This window comes from Roseiflexus sp. (assembly GCF_057785375.1).
The window spans coordinates 197209-215410 of sequence record NZ_JBYNRX010000097.1 but is presented as its reverse complement, the minus strand read 5'-3'; the positions used below and the strand labels follow the sequence as shown (position 1 = coordinate 215410).

The 18202-nt window shown below is 59.8% G+C and carries 9 protein-coding genes and 2 pseudogenes; 6 read left to right on the top strand and 5 right to left on the bottom strand.

Annotated features, from left to right (window positions below):
• The 4 genes and pseudogenes from AC3EA7_RS19910 to AC3EA7_RS19895 form a co-directional block, all read right to left on the bottom strand.
• A pseudogene (locus AC3EA7_RS19910) lies at positions 1–100 on the bottom strand (Uma2 family endonuclease); the annotation flags it as partial.
• Positions 54–1349, bottom strand: a complete 1296-nt coding sequence (locus AC3EA7_RS19905) for a glycosyltransferase family 4 protein (protein WP_488615815.1) — start codon at positions 1347–1349, stop codon at positions 54–56. The gene AC3EA7_RS19905 and the pseudogene AC3EA7_RS19910, both read right to left, overlap by 47 nt.
• The gene (locus AC3EA7_RS19900) at positions 1324–2259 is read right to left on the bottom strand and encodes a hypothetical protein (RefSeq protein WP_488615814.1); all 936 of its coding nucleotides are present in this window, start codon (positions 2257–2259) and stop codon (positions 1324–1326) included. Before AC3EA7_RS19900 ends, AC3EA7_RS19905 begins: the two co-directional genes overlap by 26 nt.
• Before the next feature lie 316 nt (positions 2260–2575).
• Positions 2576–3673 (bottom strand): glycosyltransferase family 2 protein, encoded by a 1098-nt coding sequence (locus tag AC3EA7_RS19895; RefSeq protein WP_488615813.1) that lies wholly within the window; start codon positions 3671–3673, stop codon positions 2576–2578.
• Positions 3674–4460: 787 nt separating this feature from the next.
• Here AC3EA7_RS19895 and AC3EA7_RS19890 point away from each other — a divergent pair.
• Positions 4461–4807, top strand: a pseudogene (locus tag AC3EA7_RS19890) (transposase); the annotation flags it as partial.
• Positions 4808–5533: 726 nt separating this feature from the next.
• Here AC3EA7_RS19890 and AC3EA7_RS19885 read toward each other — a convergent pair.
• On the bottom strand, positions 5534–6700 hold the full coding sequence (locus tag AC3EA7_RS19885; protein ID WP_488615812.1) for a glycosyltransferase family 4 protein: 1167 nt from the start codon (positions 6698–6700) through the stop codon (positions 5534–5536).
• 746 nt (positions 6701–7446) lie between these two features.
• On the opposite strand from AC3EA7_RS19885, the gene AC3EA7_RS19880 reads away from it, so the two are divergent.
• From AC3EA7_RS19880 to AC3EA7_RS19860, 5 genes are all read left to right on the top strand, one after another.
• A complete protein-coding gene (locus tag AC3EA7_RS19880) occupies positions 7447–8094 on the top strand; it encodes a 4-vinyl reductase (RefSeq protein ID WP_012119349.1) in 648 nt (215 codons plus the stop codon).
• A gap of 331 nt (positions 8095–8425) precedes the next feature.
• Positions 8426–9826, top strand: coding sequence for a multidrug transporter (locus tag AC3EA7_RS19875; protein WP_488615811.1), 1401 nt, complete (start codon positions 8426–8428; stop codon positions 9824–9826).
• 11 nt (positions 9827–9837) lie between these two features.
• On the top strand, positions 9838–10782 hold the full coding sequence (locus AC3EA7_RS19870) for a response regulator (protein WP_488615810.1): 945 nt from the start codon (positions 9838–9840) through the stop codon (positions 10780–10782).
• A 55-nt stretch (positions 10783–10837) separates the two neighbouring features.
• On the top strand, positions 10838–17338 hold the full coding sequence (locus AC3EA7_RS19865) for a GAF domain-containing protein (protein WP_488615809.1): 6501 nt from the start codon (positions 10838–10840) through the stop codon (positions 17336–17338).
• Positions 17335–18174 (top strand): alpha/beta fold hydrolase, encoded by an 840-nt coding sequence (locus AC3EA7_RS19860; protein ID WP_488615808.1) that lies wholly within the window; start codon positions 17335–17337, stop codon positions 18172–18174. The genes AC3EA7_RS19865 and AC3EA7_RS19860 overlap by 4 nt, the downstream gene beginning before the upstream one ends.
• Positions 18175–18202: the final 28 nt, after the last annotated feature.

The following is an 18202-nucleotide window of genomic DNA, read 5'->3' as shown; positions in this document are numbered from 1 at the left end:
GCTTTTCGGAGAAGAAGTTGTCCACCGGCGTGTCATCCTCGGTGACGAACCGCTCATAGTCCGGCAGATACTCCGGCGGCGGCGGCCTGGTCGGGTCCACCTCCGGTACGGTCGCAGGCGTCGTCATCGTTTCCCCTCCTTACGCTGAGCGTTTGGGAGCATTGTAGCACGTTCGCCGCGTTGACGGCATGGAACTTCTGGCGCACTGTTTCACGTGCCAGTTGTTCGAACATGTTCAGGTACTGCTGCGCCACTGCTTCCCACGACATCTGTTCCGCTCGCCGACGCGATGCGGCGCCCATTCGCAACAGATGTTCACGGTTGGCAGCGAGATATGCCAGGTGTTGCGTCAGCGTCTCGACATCGCTCCACGCGAAGGTGAGTCCGTTCTCGCCTTCCTGCACCAGTTCCGCAGTTCCGCCGGTACGTGTGACGACCAGCGGCAATCCGGCAGCCATGGCTTCGAGCGTCGCCACGCTCATGCCCTCGTTGTACGACGGCAGGACAAACACATCGGCGTTCGCATAGCGCTCGGCGATCCGCTCGCGTGGCACATACCCCGTGAAGGTCACGAGGTCGGCGACATCCAGGCGTTCCGCTTCGGCGCGGTACATCCGTTCGGCATCGCCGGTCCCGACGAACTCAACCGCTGCCGCTACCCCTGCGTCGCGCAGACGGCGCAGCGCGGCGATCAGATGCCGCTGCCCTTTGCGTTCGATCAGCCGCGCCACGCAGATGATGCGCAGCGGACCGCGCAAGCGCGGCTTGGCGACCCGAAATGCAGCGACATCCACGCCGTTCGGCACGATCGCGGGGGTGATCGACGGATCGACACGCCGGATCATGGCGGCTTCGCCGTCACATTTCGCCACCACCAGCCGTGCATGCTGCCACACCGCGCGGATGAACGGCGCCAACACCGGGTACAGCCAGTCATACCGCTCCTCAAAACCGGGAATATCCGGCCCACACACTCGCACCAGATACGGCAGACCGGTGAGAGAGCGAAGCGCCAACGCGACGCCGCCCGCAGGCACGGCGCTCCAGGCGAAGCAGAAGTCGTAGGGCAGCGCGCACTGTCGTGCCAGTGCAGCAGGCAACACCCCGGCAGCGTAGGTCAGCAGCTCGCGGTTCGATGAGTGATGAAGATCGCGGTTGTTAACCGGAACTTTGTAGATCTGAATGCGCTCGCTGAACTGCTCACGCTCTGGTTTGCCTCCCAGCGCCGCCGTAAACAGATCGATCTCCAGATCGACGACGCAGGCGAAGCGCTGAAACAGCGCCTGGTTGACCGTCCCCGTTCCGCCGCCGAGCGGCGGAAACTCATTGTTGAGCATCAGAATGCGCATTTTTTCTCGCTTGCCAGCCATCGTACAGAATGAACGCCAGCGTGGGAAGGAAGAGCGCCGGAACCGACCATGCTGGACGAACCTGTAGCCCAATGCCAAAATGGAACAACGGAACGACCCAACTCAGCACCGTCAGCGCGAGCACATGGCGGCTGCGCGTGGGAATCAACCAGAGCGCCGCCAGATCATACACGCCGCGGAATGGCAAAACCGACATCGCCAGAAACAACCGGACGCGCTCTTGCCGCCAGCGTAGCAGCGCGAGCGCCAGCAAAGGACCAAAGGGCAGGGTAAGCAGTGCGATCATCTGCTGGTACTCTCCGGTCATCTCCAGCCACCGGCGGGGCCAGGATGGATAGATAATCAGAGACGCCGCGAGAACACTGCCTGCCAGCGCTATGCCGCGCCAGGTCACCCGATTGATCGCTACCGGCAACGCGATGTTGGGTTTGATAAGAACCAGGAGCGGCGCCAGCAGCGGGAAAAACCAAGCAGCAGCGATAAGCGGCGACCACTGAGCGAACATCAGGGCATAGAGATAGGGAAATGATGCAAAAACGGACAGTCGCCACACGTCACCCGCGCGCAAAATGCCATATGCCAGCAGTCCTGATGATCCCCCAAAGAACAGTGCTGCGGCTAGCGGTTTAGGGAGTGTGACGAACGGCAATCCAAACAGTGCGACAGGCAAGGGATAGGGGACTTTGAGCGATGACGGCTCAAAATCATACGGATCACGCCCCTGAAGGAGCGCAGTTGCGGTATCGAGCGCCCAATTGAAATCGCCTGGACCGGGAAAATACATTGGCAGCGTTCTGAATCGGTAACACAACACAGCCGCAGCGCTCCCAATCATCATCGCAAGCAACACCTGGCGATACCAGCGAACACTGTGCCAGGTCCGCCACATCCATCCTTGATGTCTTGGAATAGAGCGCAGATGCATTTGGCTCTCAGTCCTCACGCCGAATCGCAATCTACACGATGTTCGAGCGCCCGGTTCGCAAGGCGTCACAATCTATAACGCCTCGGCATCAGCAGCCCCAAGGGGGCTTGCACTTGCGGTGAGCGCAGTCGAACCGCGTGCCTCAGCAAGGGCTTTCGCCCGCAGCGCCCTGGCAGTATTGTACGAATGACCGCGCATTGGTGTCAGTTCTCAGTTCTCAGTTCTCAGTTCTCAGTTCTCAGTTCTCAGTTCTCAGTTCTCAGTTCTCAGTTCTCCGGTTCTACTCCCCGCCAACCACCCGTCGCACCACATACAGCGGGCGCTGTTTGACCTCCTCGAAAATACGTCCCACATACTCGCCGATGACGCCGATGGTGATCAACTGAATGCCAGACAGCAAAAAGATCGCCACAATCAGGGTTGGAAAACCAGGAGGATTCAACCCGAACGCGATGCGTTGCACGGCATACACTATCGCCAGCGCAATCGAGATCGCTGAGACAATGAACCCCAGCATCGTAATAATCCGCAGCGGCACAAAACTGAACGACACGATTCCATCGAGCGCCAGATAGGTCAACCGGCTCAGGGTATATTTCGGCTTCCCCGCGTGTCGTCCCTGCCGGTCGTAGGGCAGCCCGATCTGCCGCATCCCGACCCAACTGCGAATGCCGCGCACAAAACGGTTTCGTTCCGGCATCGCCGTCAGCACATCGACAACCCGCCGATCCATCAGGCAAAAGTCGCCGGCGTCAAGCGGGATGTCGATATTGGCGAGCCGCCGCAGCATGCGATAGAACAACGCATACGCCGCACGCAGCAGCAGGTTCTCTTTGCGACTCGCGCGCACTGCGTACACGACGTCGTACCCCTCGTGCCAGCGGGCAATAAACTGCGGCAGCACCTCCGGCGGGTCTTGCAGGTCGGAGTCCATCACGATGACGCCATCGCCGCGTGCGTGGTCCAGCCCGGCGCTGATTGCAATCTGATGCCCGAAGTTGCGCGCCAGCTCAACCACGACAACCCGTGCGTCGTTCGCTGCGAGCGATAGCAGAACATCCCGACTCCCATCGTGGCTGCCATCATCGACGAACACCAGTTCATATGGTTGCCCTTCATCTTCCAGCACGCGGGTGAGCCGTTCATAGAGCGCCGGCAGGTTCTCACGCTCATTGAAGACCGGTAGAACAACCGAGAGATGCGGACGCGGGCGCGACGTCTGTGCGACGCCATTGCCGGAATGATCGGCGATCAACCCCGCGAGCCTGCGGCAGAATGCCAGCGCCGCCTGCGGGTCGTCGATGGGAATGACGGACGCCAGCGCCGCAGCCGTATCGCGCTGGTTTGCCGATCCGCCATGGAAACTGTGCTCACCCATATCCCATCCCGGCCAGCAGAGACGTTGCACTGCAACGTTTCAACCCGGCAATTACCATCACTAGTATATGGCGATATCAGGGTACGCGATCGATCGACATGGAGTCAAATTGATAATAAGGTCGAAATAGTTGAGATATAAGGGTTGCTGGTTAGAGAAGGGAAAGTGGCGCATAGCGTGCGGAGATGCAGCAATCTCACGAGAGTCACATCGTTGCGAGCGGGCAGGCGCCGCGTCCCTCGTCCGACTACCCATTGAGATGCGGCGATCTCACGAGTGCCACATTGTTGCAAGCCCTCACGTCGGATCGCTCGATTAGGGCATTGGGACGCCAATATGGGCGAGGCGCCGCCTTGTGCCAACGCCACCTTCCTGTCCAGAGAACCTGCCGCTGAAAGGTCGGCTCTCTATTACCCACACGTCTGAAAGCGTCTTCCTTAGAACCGATCCACCGCACCCGCCCGACCGCGACGGTTATTGAGCCAATAACCCGGTATATCCCGGTCAAGTACAAAATAATCTGGCATGTGCGCTGCGCCCGGCGGCTGAAGCCGTGGGCTACGGTTGCGAAGCCTGCCTTCGCAGGCTATACCGGTTTAATGCTTAGAGCCTATCCGAAAAATCGTTGACTGAAGTGCGATCGGGTAGGCGAAGGCATTGCCTTCGCCTACCCAACGAGCCTTTCCGGATAGGCTCTTAGAGCCTGTTATGCACTTCAGAGATAAACGTGGTATGATTTCAGCATGACACGTAAACCCTATCCAAGCGATGTGATCGACGCGGAGCGCTGAGCCGGTCGAAGCGAGGAGCGGGCCTTCGTCGCTTCGACCGGCTCAGGCGCCGCGCTCCCTCCCTAACCTTAATGACCGAAGACGCCCCGCAGCGCGACCACGCGCTGCGCGAGGTCTCTAACGGATTGCGCTGGATCGTCCGCGCTTCGGCAAGCTCAGCGCATCGCGCTTCGGCAGGCTCAGCGCATCGCACGGGAGCGCCCTGGCGCATGATGCCCAGCGCTCCGCCGCCGTGGTCCACCGTCTATCAGCAAACCCAGCGCTGGCTGAAGGCCGGGGTCTTTGCACCGCGCTCGTCCATGATCTGCGCGCGCTGGTGCGTGAAATCGAAGGGCGCGCGCCTGCGCGCTTCGACGCTTCGGCCGGCTCAGCGCAAGCCGGCTCAGCGCACCGCCGCGCGCGGCGATCGTTGACGCGCGCACGATGCAATCGACCCCCCCCTGCCCCCCCCTGCATGCGGGGGGGCACGTGGCGGTTGATACGCTGGGCCAGTTGCTGGCCGCGATGCGCTGAGCCTGCCGAAGCGCGGTTCATTACCTTTATGCTCGAAAGTACATAACAGGCTCTAGCCCGCGCACCGACATCAGCAGCCCCGGCGGAGCTTTCGCGTGCGGTGAGCGCAGTCGAACCGCGTGCGGTGAGCACGGTCGAACCGCGTCCTCAGCGCGGGCGTTCGCCCGCAGCGCCCTGGCGTCCCGCTGCGCGCCCTGGCGGTATTGCCCAAATGACCGCGCATTCGTAGAAGACTCACGCAAAAGCGCGAAGGTGCGAAGATGCTGTAGGACATCCGGTGTGCGATGACGCTGCGACCTGATGAACATCGAGCGAGAAATCCGGTCTAGCCCGCGCACTGACATCAGCAGCCCCGGCGGAGCTTTCGCGTGCGGTGAGCGCAGTCGAACCGCGTCCTCAGCGCGGGCGTTCGCCCGCAGCGCCTCGGTGTCCCGCCAGCGCTCCGGCGGTATCGTCCAAATGACCGCGCATTCGTATCAGTTCCGCAAAGTCACGGCAATATGTCGTGATAGAGGAGAACGTTGAATAGAGCCAGGCGGAAGGTTCAGTCCAGCATCTAACCCCTAACCACTACATACACCCGCTCCGCAATCGGCGCCAGCGCGTCCCAGGCGTAGCGCAGGGCTACCCGGCGTACCCCGATGCTCAGGCGCTGTCGCAGATCGGCGTCGTTCAGCAGATGGATCGCCGCTTCCGCCAGCGCCCCGGCATTGCCTGGCGGAACGAGCCAGCCGCTCACCCCGTGCTCCAGATACTCGGCAGCCTGCCCGACACGGCTGGCGATGATCGGCAGACCGGCGCCCATCAACTCAAGCAGTTTCGCCAGGCCCCGCGCGCGGTTGATCAGCGAATCCTGCATTGGCATGAGCGCAATGTCGGCGGATGCCAGCGTCGGCGGGATCTGTTCCGGCGACAGCCAGCCGCGATATTCGATGGCGTGAGACAGACCGGCGCGTTCAGCCAGGTGCAGCAACGTCTGCTCCTCGCCGCGCTCGCCTCTGCCCGCCACGATCAGGCGTGCGTCCGGGTGGCGAGCCGTAATCCCGACGAGCGCCGCCACGACCTCGCGCACATCGAGTTCCCAAAAGCGGGTGTAGAGGAGGAGGCTCGCCGTTGAAGGTTGAAGGTTGAAGGTTGAAGGTTGAAGGTTGAAGATTGAAGATCCAACGCCGTTGGGAAGGTAGAAGACGCGATCAGGTGCAATGCCGAGGCTCCACATCAGGGTCTCGAGGGTGCGGCTGGCGACTGTCACCGCAGCTGCACGGCGCGGCAGATCGCGCTCCTGCCAGGCGAACAGGCGCTTTGCCGCCGGAGGGTACGGCAACAGATCGTTCCAGCCGCCAGAACCTTCCCAATCATCGGTATCTACGACCAATGGTATTGCCGGGCGGATAGTTCCCAGCAGCAAGGCGGCAAGACCGCTATACCCCTTGGGTTTGAACAAATGCACAACGTCTGGTGATCGCTGCACCGTTTCACGGAGCAGCGCCAGCGTCTGCTGCGCGACAGTCGCAGCGCCAGGCAGCGATGGCGCTGCGGTGTGGATCACCGGCACATCGCCGTGAACCACGCACGTCGCAGCATCCTCTGGGTTATGCACCGGCGGCGCAACAATCACGACCTCGTGCCCGCGCCGCGTCAGCGCCTGCGCCAGCGGCAACATGCGCGCCGCCAGCGTGCCCTTGGGACGGATGCCAAACGGAGCGAGCATCACGATTCGCATGACTGGTCATTGCCTCTTTGCCTGATGGGATGTCTTCTTTACGGACGGATTATATCCTGATACTACTGTGCGGTCATTCGTACAATACCGCCAGGGCGCTGCGGGCGAAAGCCCTCGCTGAGAACATGAAAGCCCCTCTGGGGCTGCTGATGTCAATGCGCAGTGCGTCCGCGACTGCCAACGCGCGTTGTGGATCGGTGCGCCGTGCGAACCGGGCGCTCGAACATCTTGGCTGACTGACTGCAAGGTAGTATGAGAACCAGGGATTAGGGGTTGAGATTGCTGTCCTTATAGAGCGAACAACCAGATGTTGCACAATAATGGCCCGTGGTGACCCTCTTGTAGCTGCCGTTGGCTGAGCCTGTCGAAGCCGGCGTCAGCTGCTCCGCGACCTTGATTGTCCAGGTTTTGGTTGATCGCTCGATTACCCTTCCGCGTCCAACCTTTGGACCTTTGCGGGACAAAACGCGCAGCGTGTCGTGCGCGGCCTTTGCACCTCTCTCCTCGCACTTGCCCGCCCTCGCGCCTCCTTGCCCTGCGCCTCACGCCTGGTTCCGCCTTCCCGTTTGCCGCCCTGCAACGCTCTCACCCTCTGCGATTTTCCATCATACGATACTGTCTCATACGAAGAAACCTCGTGAACGCTGTTGACGATCCCGATCCCTTCGTGTACAATGATGCAAGCCATCGACTGATGGCACATTCTAACCAATCGTTTACTCCTGAGACCCTTAAGGAGCCGGGCAATGCCTGACGAGCGTGGCAGCGCAGATGAACTTGAGGTGCGATACTATCCCAATCTGATCGGCCGCCTGTACCTCATCAGCCTCGAGGACGTCATGGGGCGAAATGGCGTCAATGCGCTGTTGAACCTGGCCGGAACCCGGCATCTGGTCAACAATTACCCGCCGAACAATCTCAAGCGCGAATTTCCGTTCTCGGATTTATCGGCGATCTCCAAAGCCACCGAGACGATGTACGGGCCGCGTGGCGCGCGCGGCATGGAACTGCGCGCCGGGCGCTATGCATTCAACCTGGGGCTGAAAGAATTCGGTCCGCTGCTCGGAATGGCTGACCTTGCGCTGAAACTCATGCCGATGACGATGAAGATGAAAATCGTCCTCAATGCGACAGCGCAGACGTTTGATCGCTTCAGTGATCAACCGTCTCATGTCGAGGAGCGCAAGGGTCAGTTCCTCTACATCATCGACAAATGCCCGATCTGCTGGGGACGCAAGTCGGATCGTCCTGTCGGGCACCTTGCACAGGGTATTCTCGAAGAAGCGCTCACCTGGGTGACTGGCGGTCATTCGTTCCGTATCGAGCAGACCGAGTGCCAGGGCATGGGATGCGAGCGCTGCATCTTCGCCATCGATAAAGACCCGATCGATTAGTCTTCACCTGACAGTTATCGGTTTCTGGAGGTGCAGACGTCTTGCGCAACGGAGACAGGGCGGGCACGCTCCATATGTCCTGTACAAGCGCACGTTCGATAGTCCGGCTCTGTCCGTCGGGCGTATCGCTACGTGTGTTTTTGTGTTTTCAGGATTAAGCGTCTGTCAAACGCCGCCTCTCGTGCGTATCATCGATCTCCTGGCGCGTAATTCGACTGTAATCTCATGCCCTTGAAGGGGTGCTTCCCTATCCTGTATAGTACAGGTCAGAGCCTGGAAGGAGGTTGTGCTTCTCCTTCAAATCCGGCTATCGTTGCGGGGAGTTCCATCTATGAAACGCATTATCATCCGTGAGCGCACGCTCATTCCCCCGTTCGGCGAGCCGGCGCGCGATCTCCGCGTGCTGAATAAACCGCTCTGGCTGTTGCAACGTGACTTGCTCGCTCCCTACTGTCGCGGCGCGCTGGAGGTCGACTCGCTTGAAGAGGCGCCGCCGGTCAATGAAGAATTGCTTGTTCATCGTGACAATCTGTTCTTCAACGAGTACCTGATCGACGCCTTTATCCGCGAGGCGCGCAAGATCGGTCGCGCCTGTCGCATCGCCTTCGCGCGCGACGACGCGGCAATCGTCACCCACGCACTGCACCTGCAAGAAGGTATTCGTCTCGATGAACGCCATGGCGTGTATGTCGCCGATCTGTTCTATTACCCGCACGGTCCCGATGCCGACCCGGAGCCGCTGGTGATCGATACGCTGCCGCGCGAAATGGGTTACTACCACATCCCCAGTTATATGGCGCGCCACGGCGACCTGGTGTTCCAGGTGCCAATGCGCGCGTTTCTGTCGATCGAAAACTGGGTGCACCTGTTTCTGGCGAACTCGCCGTTCGGCGTCTTCTCGTGGGGGCGAATCCACGAGCAACTGGTGGAACAAAGCTGGAAAGAAAAAATTGCAGTATCATTAACAACGCTGGCTGAACGGCTCAACCCGCTTGCTCCGCCCTGGCGCAATCACTTTCTGTCGTGCTCGCGCCTGGTGAAGGTCGGCAAAAACTGCTCGATCGATCCCACGGCAGTTATTCACGGCCCGACGGTCATCGGCAACAATGTCTATATCGGCGCTGGCGTCGTCATTACCAATAGCCTGATTGGCGACAATGTCAATATTATGCAGGGGTCGCAGGTGATGCTGAGCGTGGTGAGCGACCGCTGCTACCTGCCGTTCAACGCGGGTCTGTTTATGACGACGCTGATGGAGAACTCGATGGTCGCGCAACTCAGTTGTTTGCAGTTGTGTGTGGTGGGGCGGAACACCTTTATCGGAGCAGGAAACATTTTCACCGATTTCCACTTGCTGAATCGTCCTATCCGCACATTCCATCGCTGGAAAGGCGCCGAGAAACCAGAACTGGTCGAGGTCGGATTGCCGGTCCTAGGATCCGCTGTCGGTCACAACGTCAAGATCGGAAGCGGCTTTGTCATTTACCCGGCACGTATGATAGAATCAAATACCGTGTTGCTTTACTCGTCGCCAAATAGCGCCATTGGGCACAATGTCGTGCATCTGGCAGGCGATGACGAGAGCGATGCCGATGAGTACGGCGAGCCGCGCCGCACCGTGTATCGCTGGCCCCATCGGTATGATCTCGCTACGCACGATGGCGACGATGAGCCGCATGGTCCGATACTGGTATCGATGTCGCTTGCGCAATCCATTCCTGCGCGACGCTAGGAGGCTGTTTCGTGAGCAAAGAGAAGATTCTGGTCGTCGAAGACGCCCCCGACATTTCCAGTCTGCTCAAGATTTATTTTACGTCGCAGGGGTATGAGGTCATGACGGCGCTGCGCGGTCAAACCGCGCTCGAAATCTGCCGGAAGACCCCCCCAAATCTGGCGTTGCTCGATGTCAATCTGCCCGATATGGAAGGGTATGAGATTGGGAAGGCGCTGCGCCAGAGTGCGCGAACGCGCCATATTCCGATCATCTTCCTGACGGCGCGTGGTGAGAAGCAGGATCGCCTCAAAGGGCTTGGCGAAGTTCAGGCGGAGTACTATATCGTGAAGCCCTTCGACATCGAAGAAGTGCATACGATTGTCAAGGGCGCTCTTGATCGCGCACGGCAGAAGAATCTGACCCATCCGGTCACCAACCTGCCAACCGCCGAGTTGATCAATGAACAGTACCGCGCATTGCTGTCGAGCAGCGGATGGGCGCTGGCGCTGGTGCATATCAACGGCTTCGACGCCTTCACGCAGTCCTACGGCGCAATGGTGGGGGAAGAGGTGCTGAAATTTACTGCCCTGCTGATCAGCGAGGCGATCAACGAGTTGGGGCGTCCTGAGGATTTTGCCGGGCAAATGATCGTCGGTCCGTCGTTTGTCATTACGTCAACGCCCGATGCTATTCAGGCGATTGGTCAGCGTCTGTGCGACCGGTTCGATGCCGACATTGGGCTGCACTACGACTACAAGGATCGCCGCAACGGGTATATCACGATCCAGGCGGAGGATGGCAGTGTGCGGCAGTTGCCGTTGATGTCGCTCTCGATAGGCATTCTGACCAGCAACGACGGGCCGTTTTACGATATTCGCGAACTGAGCGAAAGCGTCGAAGAAGTTCGACAGCGCGCCGTCGCCGAGGCGCGTGAGCAGGGGCGGAAAAGCCACATGAGCATCGGACGAGCGTAGGAGATACGGCGGTCTGGCAATACGCTGCCGCTGATGTTGCGATAGGTCTCCATCAATGGACGCCACAACTGTTACGTCACCGCACGTTCGCGCATGGGAGATTCTGACGGCGCTGGCAGAGTACGGCCGATCCGATATCGATGCGCAGACGATGGTCCGGCGGATTGTCGAATTGGCCCAGGATCATCTGCCCTGCCCCTGGGGTGTGATTGCGGTGCAAACCGGCGGTGTCACGCACAGCGCCGGTTGGGGTGTCAGCCCGGAGTGGCGTCAGCGCTTGATCGAACGATCGGTCTCGATTCCAGACCAGACGATCGAACTGCCGCTCTACTACCAGGATGCCCCGGCAGGCATGGTGTGGCTCGGCATGCCTGCCGCTCATCACGAACAACTCACTCCTGGCTTCCTGACAACCTTGCGCCATCAGATCGAACTGCTGATCGTGCTGCTTCATCGTGAAGCGGCGCCGACGCCAATGACCGACGCGGCTGATGGCTCGCTCGAACGACGGTATGCCGGTGAAATCGATACCCTGCGCGCGCTGAGCGTTCACCTTGCGTCTGGACCGGACCTCGATGAACTGCCTGCCGTCGTGGTTCGATTCACGCAGCAACTCATTCCCTGCGCGGCAGTTGCATTCAGCCTGATCAACACTGAAACCGGGCTGCTTGAACCCGCAGCGTCCATTGGCGTTCCGCTCGAGCCTCCAGCACCCGCCGCATCGAACGACCATCAAACGCTGAGCGAATGGGCGGTGCGTCATCGCCGCACGATCCGCCTTTCCGACCTGCGTTATGCCCCTGTGCCCCCGGCTGTTATCGCTTTTGCCGATGGACGCGCGATCGGCGCCTACATGGCGGCGCCTTTGCAGATGGGAAATCAGGTGGTTGGCGTCCTTGAATTGATGGATGTTCAATATGATCGCTTCGGCGAGCACGAAGAGCGCCTGATTGCGATTGTTGCAGCGCAGGCGGCGCAAGCCTTCGTCAGCGCGCAACGCTATGCCGAAGACGATGTCCATCTCCAGAGTCGCCTGTGGCAATTGCGCTCTTTGCAGCGTATCAGTCGTGAACTGACATCCACTCTCTATCTTCACAACATTCTCGATTTTGCACTGAAAGAGGCGCTGCGCGCCACTCGCGCCACCCATGGATATGTTGCGCTGCGCGGCTATGTGGTGGAGCATGAAGCGTTCGAGCTGGAGCAGTCCGATGCGCTTGGCGTCACAACGTCACCCCAAACATACGTGGCGTTGCGTTCGGTCGGCGAACGTGGTCCGGTGCGCCTGATCGTTGCCGCAGGGTATGCCCCCGAGGATGACGAACAATTGATCAATACGGTCCTCGATGGGGGACATGCGATTGCTGCGGGGGTCGTGACACGCGGCGAGGCGCGTATTGTCGAGCAGTTGACGGATGATGATCGACCTGCGGCGGTTGGTCCCTTGCCAGCGTCCGCGCTGGCAGCGCCGATCTATTACGAGGAGCAGGTCATCGGTGTCATCAATCTGCACAGTTCACGGGCGCATGCCTTCAATCGCGATGCGCTCGATTTTATCCGCGCAGTCGCCGATCAGATTGCGCTTGCCATTGGCAATGAAGAACGCTATCACGAGCAGCGCCGTCAGCGCGACTTGCTGGCGCAACGCGCGACGACCCTCAATGAAGTGTTGCGCATTGGGCAGGAAATGCGCGCCGACCGCTCGCTCGATGATGTGCTCGAACAGATTGCCTTTAGCGTCGCCGAAACTGCGCGCTTTCGCTCGGTTGCGGTCTACCTGATCGACAACGATGATGGCGCGATGGCATCGCTGGTCGCTGCGGCAGGGTTGCCGCTGGCCGACATCGAGCGCCTGCGCCGTCGCTATCTGCCGGTGTCGTTGCTCGAACACCTGCTTGATCCCCGGTATCGCATCGGGCGAAGTTTTTTTGTTCCCGGTCAGCGCATACGGGAACTGATCGATGGCGCCGATCTTCGCCTGATCTCGCCCCTCGAAGCAGAAGGAACGCGTACATCGGAAGAGTGGCAGGCTGATGATGTCCTGATTGTGCCGCTCTACCGGAGCAAGTCGCGTCTGGTTGGCGTTATGGTGGTGGACGAGCCGTATGATCGCCAACTCCCGACCCCCCGTTCGGTTGAAACCCTCGAGATTTTTGCCGATCAGGCGGCGATTGCCATCGAAAATGCCACGCTGCTGCGCGAAGCGCGATCACAGGCGGAACAAATGGCTTCGCTCTACCGCGCCAGCGCAGCGATGGTTTCCTCGCTCGACCTCGACAGCCTGCTCGAACGGATCTATGAAGAGATCGTCGCCCACGTCGGCGTGCCGTCGTTCTGCTTTATGGCATCGTACAATCCGCTCCGCGATGAACTCTGCTTCGAGATGTTCAGGCGTGAAGGGATGACAGCGGCGCATCTGCACAAACGCAGAATACCCCGTAGTGGTCTGAGCGGTTGGATCGTTGAGCACGGGAAGATGCTCTACGTTAAGGATTATCTGGAAGAACAGGATCGCCTGCCGGCAACGCCGGTCAACCTGGGAGAGCCGATCCGTTCATGGGTTGGCATTCCGCTGATGCGTCAAAACCAGACCATCGGGGTGCTCTCGGTGCAGAGTTTTGAGCCGCATGCGTTCAGCGCCCGCGATGTGCAGTGGTTATCGACGGTTGCGAACCAACTGGCGGTGGCGCTCTCGAATGCACAACTCTTTGCCGAACGTGGACAGCGGATTAATGAACTGAACCTGATCAATCACATTGGTCACATTACCAGTTCGACGTTCGACATTGAGCAGATGTTCGCCGGCGTCTACGAGGCGCTTGCCGGCTTCCTCCCGGTTGATGCGTTCGCGGCATGCGTGTACGACACCAGAACGGATCGCATTGGTCAGACCTTCGTTGTTGCTGCGGGAGAGCGTGTGTGTCGGCGCGTCGACCGCGCCTCATCGCCTGAGGGGCTGATCCGCCGCGTGGTCGATGCCCGGCAGTCGATCCACCTGGACAATCTGTGCCATGCGACCGTAAATGTCTGTCTGGACCTGGGGGTCTCTCCTCCTGTTGACGTCGACCAGATGTCTGGATCGTGCGTCGGCGTGCCGCTTGTGGTGGGTGAGCGTGAAGTCGTCGGCTTGATTGTGCTTCAAAGTAATACGCCACATGCTTATGGCGATCGGGAACTCGCGTTCCTGAATACGGTTGCGGTACAGGTGGCGCTGGGTGTGCAGAATATTCGCCTGTTCACCGAAGCGCGCGATAGTGCGACGGCATTGCAGCAGAAAGTCGGCGAATTGTCGGCGTTGCTGCGAGCGGCGCAAGTGCTCAGTTCCTCGCTCAAGCCGGAGGATGTGCTGCAATCGCTCATGGCTATCGTCGCCGAACAGTTACAGGTCGATACTGTTGCGCTCTGGAAGATCAATACAGATGGCTTCCTCACTCCAGCCGCCATGCAGGGTATTCCATTCGATATGGCGCGCATCCTGCGCGTGCCCATCGGGAAAGGGTTGACGGGGCGCGTTGCCGCGAGCGGGCAGCCGCTGGTCGTGGCGGATGTCGAGGAAGATGGCACGTCGCTCTATCCGCAGTTCAACCGTGAACATCGCTACACGTCGTTTATGGGCGTGCCGGTGGTCTACCGCGAACAGACAATCGGCGTCCTGAGCGTCATGACCGTGCCAAGGCGTGCGTTCAGCGCCGATGACGTGGCCTTGCTGGCGGGCATTGCCGATCAGGCGGCGATTGCGTTCGAGAATGCGCGATTGTTCGCGGAACGCGAGCGCCGGATCGCCGAACTGACGGCGTTGAACCATATCAGCCAGGCGATCAATGTTTCGCTCAGCACCGGAGAGATCCTGGAGGCGCTCCATCGCGGCATGAGCGAGGTGCTCGATACGTCGCAGTCGTTTATCGCGCTGTACGACGCGAAAACCCGTCGCCTGACGTTCCCGCTGGTCTATGAAGATGGATGCCGCGCTCCTGAAAGAGAAGCCGAGGTTGTGGTTCTCGATGAACTGACCGGCGGATTGACGCCGACCGTGATCCTTGAGCGTCGGCCACTCTTGCTGCGTACACAACAGGAAGTCGATGCCATTGCCCTGCTTCCGCTCGATCCGGACGAGCCGCCAATCTGCTCATGGTTGGGCGCGCCGATCATTCAGGGCGACGACGTCCTCGGCGTGCTCAATGTCCAGAGTTATGAACCGGCTCGGTTCGATGAGGACGCCCAGCGTTTCCTGATGACGGTCGCCAATCAGGCGGCGATTGCGTTGAGCAATGTCCGTCTGTTCCAGAGTGAGCAGGAACGCCGCCGTGTTGCGGATACGCTGCGCGAAGTGGCGCAAATGATGACCGGCGTACTTGCGCTCGACGACATCTTTGGATTGATCCTCGATCAACTGGCGCGGATTGTTCCCTACGATACGGCATCGCTCATGTTGCGCGAAGGGGATATGCTGCGCATTGTGGCAGCGCGCGGCTTCGATGAGGCGATCCGTGATCGTGTTGAGCATCTCCAATTGCATGTTGATGATGACCCGTCACTGGCGCAGGTGGTGTATACCCGCCGTCCCCATATCCTGATCGATGCCCGCGAGGCGCCAGCGTCCAGCGTCGATGATGGCACGGAACATATCCGCGGCTGGGTCGGCGCGCCTTTGCTGCTCGGCGATGAGGTCATCGGCATTCTCAACGTCGATAGCGCAACGGTCGGCGCATATGATGAAGAAGATGCACAACTCGTGTTCGCGCTGGCAAGCCAGGCGGCGCAGGCGATCCGCAATGCGCGCCTGTTCGCCGAAGTACGGCGCTTCAATGCGGAACTCGAGCAACTGGTCAGTGAACGCACAGCGGCGCTCCAGGAAGCCAACGCCCGCCTCGCCGCCAAGCGCGACCGGTTGCAGGCAATGCACAAGATTACGCTGGAACTGACCGCCAACCTTGACCTGCAAACAACCCTGAATCGCACGCTGGAACTTGCATCTGCAGCAGTCGGGGCGCATCGCGGATCGATCATGCTCAAGGACCTCCAGAGCGGCACACTGATCTGTCGCGCCGTGCTGAACACTGATGGTACGGTTGAGTCAAATCACTTGCCGATTACCTTTGAGAAGGGATTGGGGCTGTCAGGGTGGGTCATGAATCATAAGGAAGCGGTTTGTATCGCCGATGTGCGCGACGATGCGCGCTGGCTGCACGAAGAAGGACGCGCCGAAGAAGTACGTTCGGTGATTGCCGCGCCACTGATGACCCAGGATGGTCCGCTTGGCGTCCTGATCCTGACAAGCCCTGAGGTTCATTTCTTCAACCAGGACCAGTTGCAACTGTTGGCGACCATTGCCAATGAGGTGGCGATCGTAATCCACAACGCGATGCTCTACACCATCATCAACGAGATTGCCACCCAACGCGGCGAGTTGTGGTCGCAACAGCGCGAGGAGAACAGTAAGAACCAGGCGATTCTGCAGAGTCTGGGCGAAGGCGTGATCGTGGTTGATGAAGAACAGACTGTTGTGCTCTACAACGCCGCTGCCGAGCAGATTCTGGGCATTCCTGCCAAATTCGTCGTCAAACAACCACTCGCGCGGATTGCTGAGCATGGTGAAGGCGAGCAGGGCGCCGAACGCGCCCGGCGCATCTATGAGGGGCTGCGGCAGGGGTTGCAGGCGCTTGTCGAAGTGCAGAAGAATCATAACCGCGTGTTGACCCTTCCTCAGCCGGACCAATCGATTGTGCTCAATTTTGCGCCCTGGGTCGGGCCCGAGCCGCGAAAAGCCATGTATGGCAGCGTGATCGTGCTCCACGATATTACCCGCGAAGTCGAAGCCGACCGCGCGAAACGCGAGTTTATCTCCAATGTTTCCCATGAACTGCGCACGCCACTGACATCGATCAAGGGGTATGTGGACCTGCTGATGCTCGGCGCCGGTGGACCGCTCAATGAAGGGCAGATGTCGTTCCTGAGCGTGGTGAAGAACAATGCGCACCGGCTTATGAGCCTGATTAACGATATTCTGGAGATTGGGCGGATCGATGATAACAAGGTCCGATTGAAGTTCGAGAATGTCTTCATTGGCGCTATCTTCGAGGAGGTCGAGAAGACGCTGCGCGCCGAGATCGAGCGGAAGCGCCTGTCGTTCAGCATCGAGGTCGCCGAGCACACGCCGTCGGTCATGGCCGATGAGACACGCCTGACACAGGTTGTGCTGAACCTGGCGTCGAATGCGGTGAAGTACACCTATCCCGGAGGGTCGGTCAAACTACGCGCCGGACTGAACCCCGCCGGGTTGCTCCAGGTCGATGTCATCGACAACGGTGTGGGCATTTCAGCCGAGCAGCAGCAGCATCTCTTCCGTCGCTTCTACCGCGCCGATAACCCGCTCCGCGATGAAGCAGGCGGCACCGGTCTTGGATTGTCAATCGCCAAGTCGTATGTCGAAATGCACGGCGGCCAGATGTGGGTCGAAAGTGAACCGGGCAAAGGGAGTACGTTCAGTTTCATCATCCCGCTGACCCAGCCAGCGTTAGAAGCGGAACCGGCAACGACCGGGCAGAGACAGCAATGAGTGCGATTCATATCGATAATCGATTGGTCCACTATGAGGTGGTCGGTCGTCGCGGCGCACCGGTGATCTTCCTGCACAGCTGGCTTGGATCGTGGCGCTACTGGTTGCCGACGATGGAGCACGCCTCCGAACGATATCGCACCTTTGCCATCGATTTCTGGGGGTTTGGCGAGTCCGATCGGCGCGATGGCGCTTTCTCGATCGCGGAGTATGTCGATCTGGTGCTGCACTTTATGCATCAGCTTGGCATCGCCAGAGCCAGCATTGTCGGGCATGGTCTGGGCGGCATGGTCGCGCTCCGCGCCGCAAGCCAGCATCCCGAACGGGTTTCGCGCCTCATGATTGTCAGCGCCCCAATCCAGGGTTCGCAGATCCAAAACCACGTTCGGCCTGGCGCACTGTCGCGCCTCTTTGGTCGCGCCGCCCCCAGCAATGTCTGGACGCGCCTGATGCGTCAGCTCAATGTCGATTATCCGCAGATTCTGAATGAAATCATCGAAGATACCGACAGCCTCTCGGAAACGGTGGTGCAGCGCGTGATCGCGTCGGTCGTCGAGACCGATCTGCGCGAGGATCTCGAACGCCTCGAGACGCCGCTGCTCGCGGTCTTCGGCGAAAAAGACGCGATTGTGTCGTGCGATCAGGCGCGTTTCCTGCACGACGACCACGCCTCGATGCAACAGGTCATCAAACTGCCGCGTTCGAATCACTTCCCCTTCCTCGACCAACCGAATGTCTTCAACCGTCTGTTGATGGATTTCCAGGCGAGCAATGGCACGCAGGTGGAGATCAAGACCGAATGGCGGCGGCGGGTGAGTCAACTGGAGTATATCTGAAGGCGTGAGTCACGAGGTGTGAGGCGTG

Coding starts and splice junctions, on each gene's coding strand:
- AC3EA7_RS19905 (WP_488615815.1), bottom strand. CDS start 1,349: ATGCGCATTCTGATGCTCAACAATGAGTTTCCGCCGCTCGGCGGCGGA.
- AC3EA7_RS19900 (WP_488615814.1), bottom strand. CDS start 2,259: ATGTGGCGGACCTGGCACAGTGTTCGCTGGTATCGCCAGGTGTTGCTT.
- AC3EA7_RS19895 (WP_488615813.1), bottom strand. CDS start 3,673: ATGGGTGAGCACAGTTTCCATGGCGGATCGGCAAACCAGCGCGATACG.
- AC3EA7_RS19885 (WP_488615812.1), bottom strand. CDS start 6,700: ATGCGAATCGTGATGCTCGCTCCGTTTGGCATCCGTCCCAAGGGCACG.
- AC3EA7_RS19880 (WP_012119349.1), top strand. CDS start 7,447: ATGCCTGACGAGCGTGGCAGCGCAGATGAACTTGAGGTGCGATACTAT.
- AC3EA7_RS19875 (WP_488615811.1), top strand. CDS start 8,426: ATGAAACGCATTATCATCCGTGAGCGCACGCTCATTCCCCCGTTCGGC.
- AC3EA7_RS19865 (WP_488615809.1), top strand. CDS start 10,838: ATGGACGCCACAACTGTTACGTCACCGCACGTTCGCGCATGGGAGATT.
- AC3EA7_RS19860 (WP_488615808.1), top strand. CDS start 17,335: ATGAGTGCGATTCATATCGATAATCGATTGGTCCACTATGAGGTGGTC.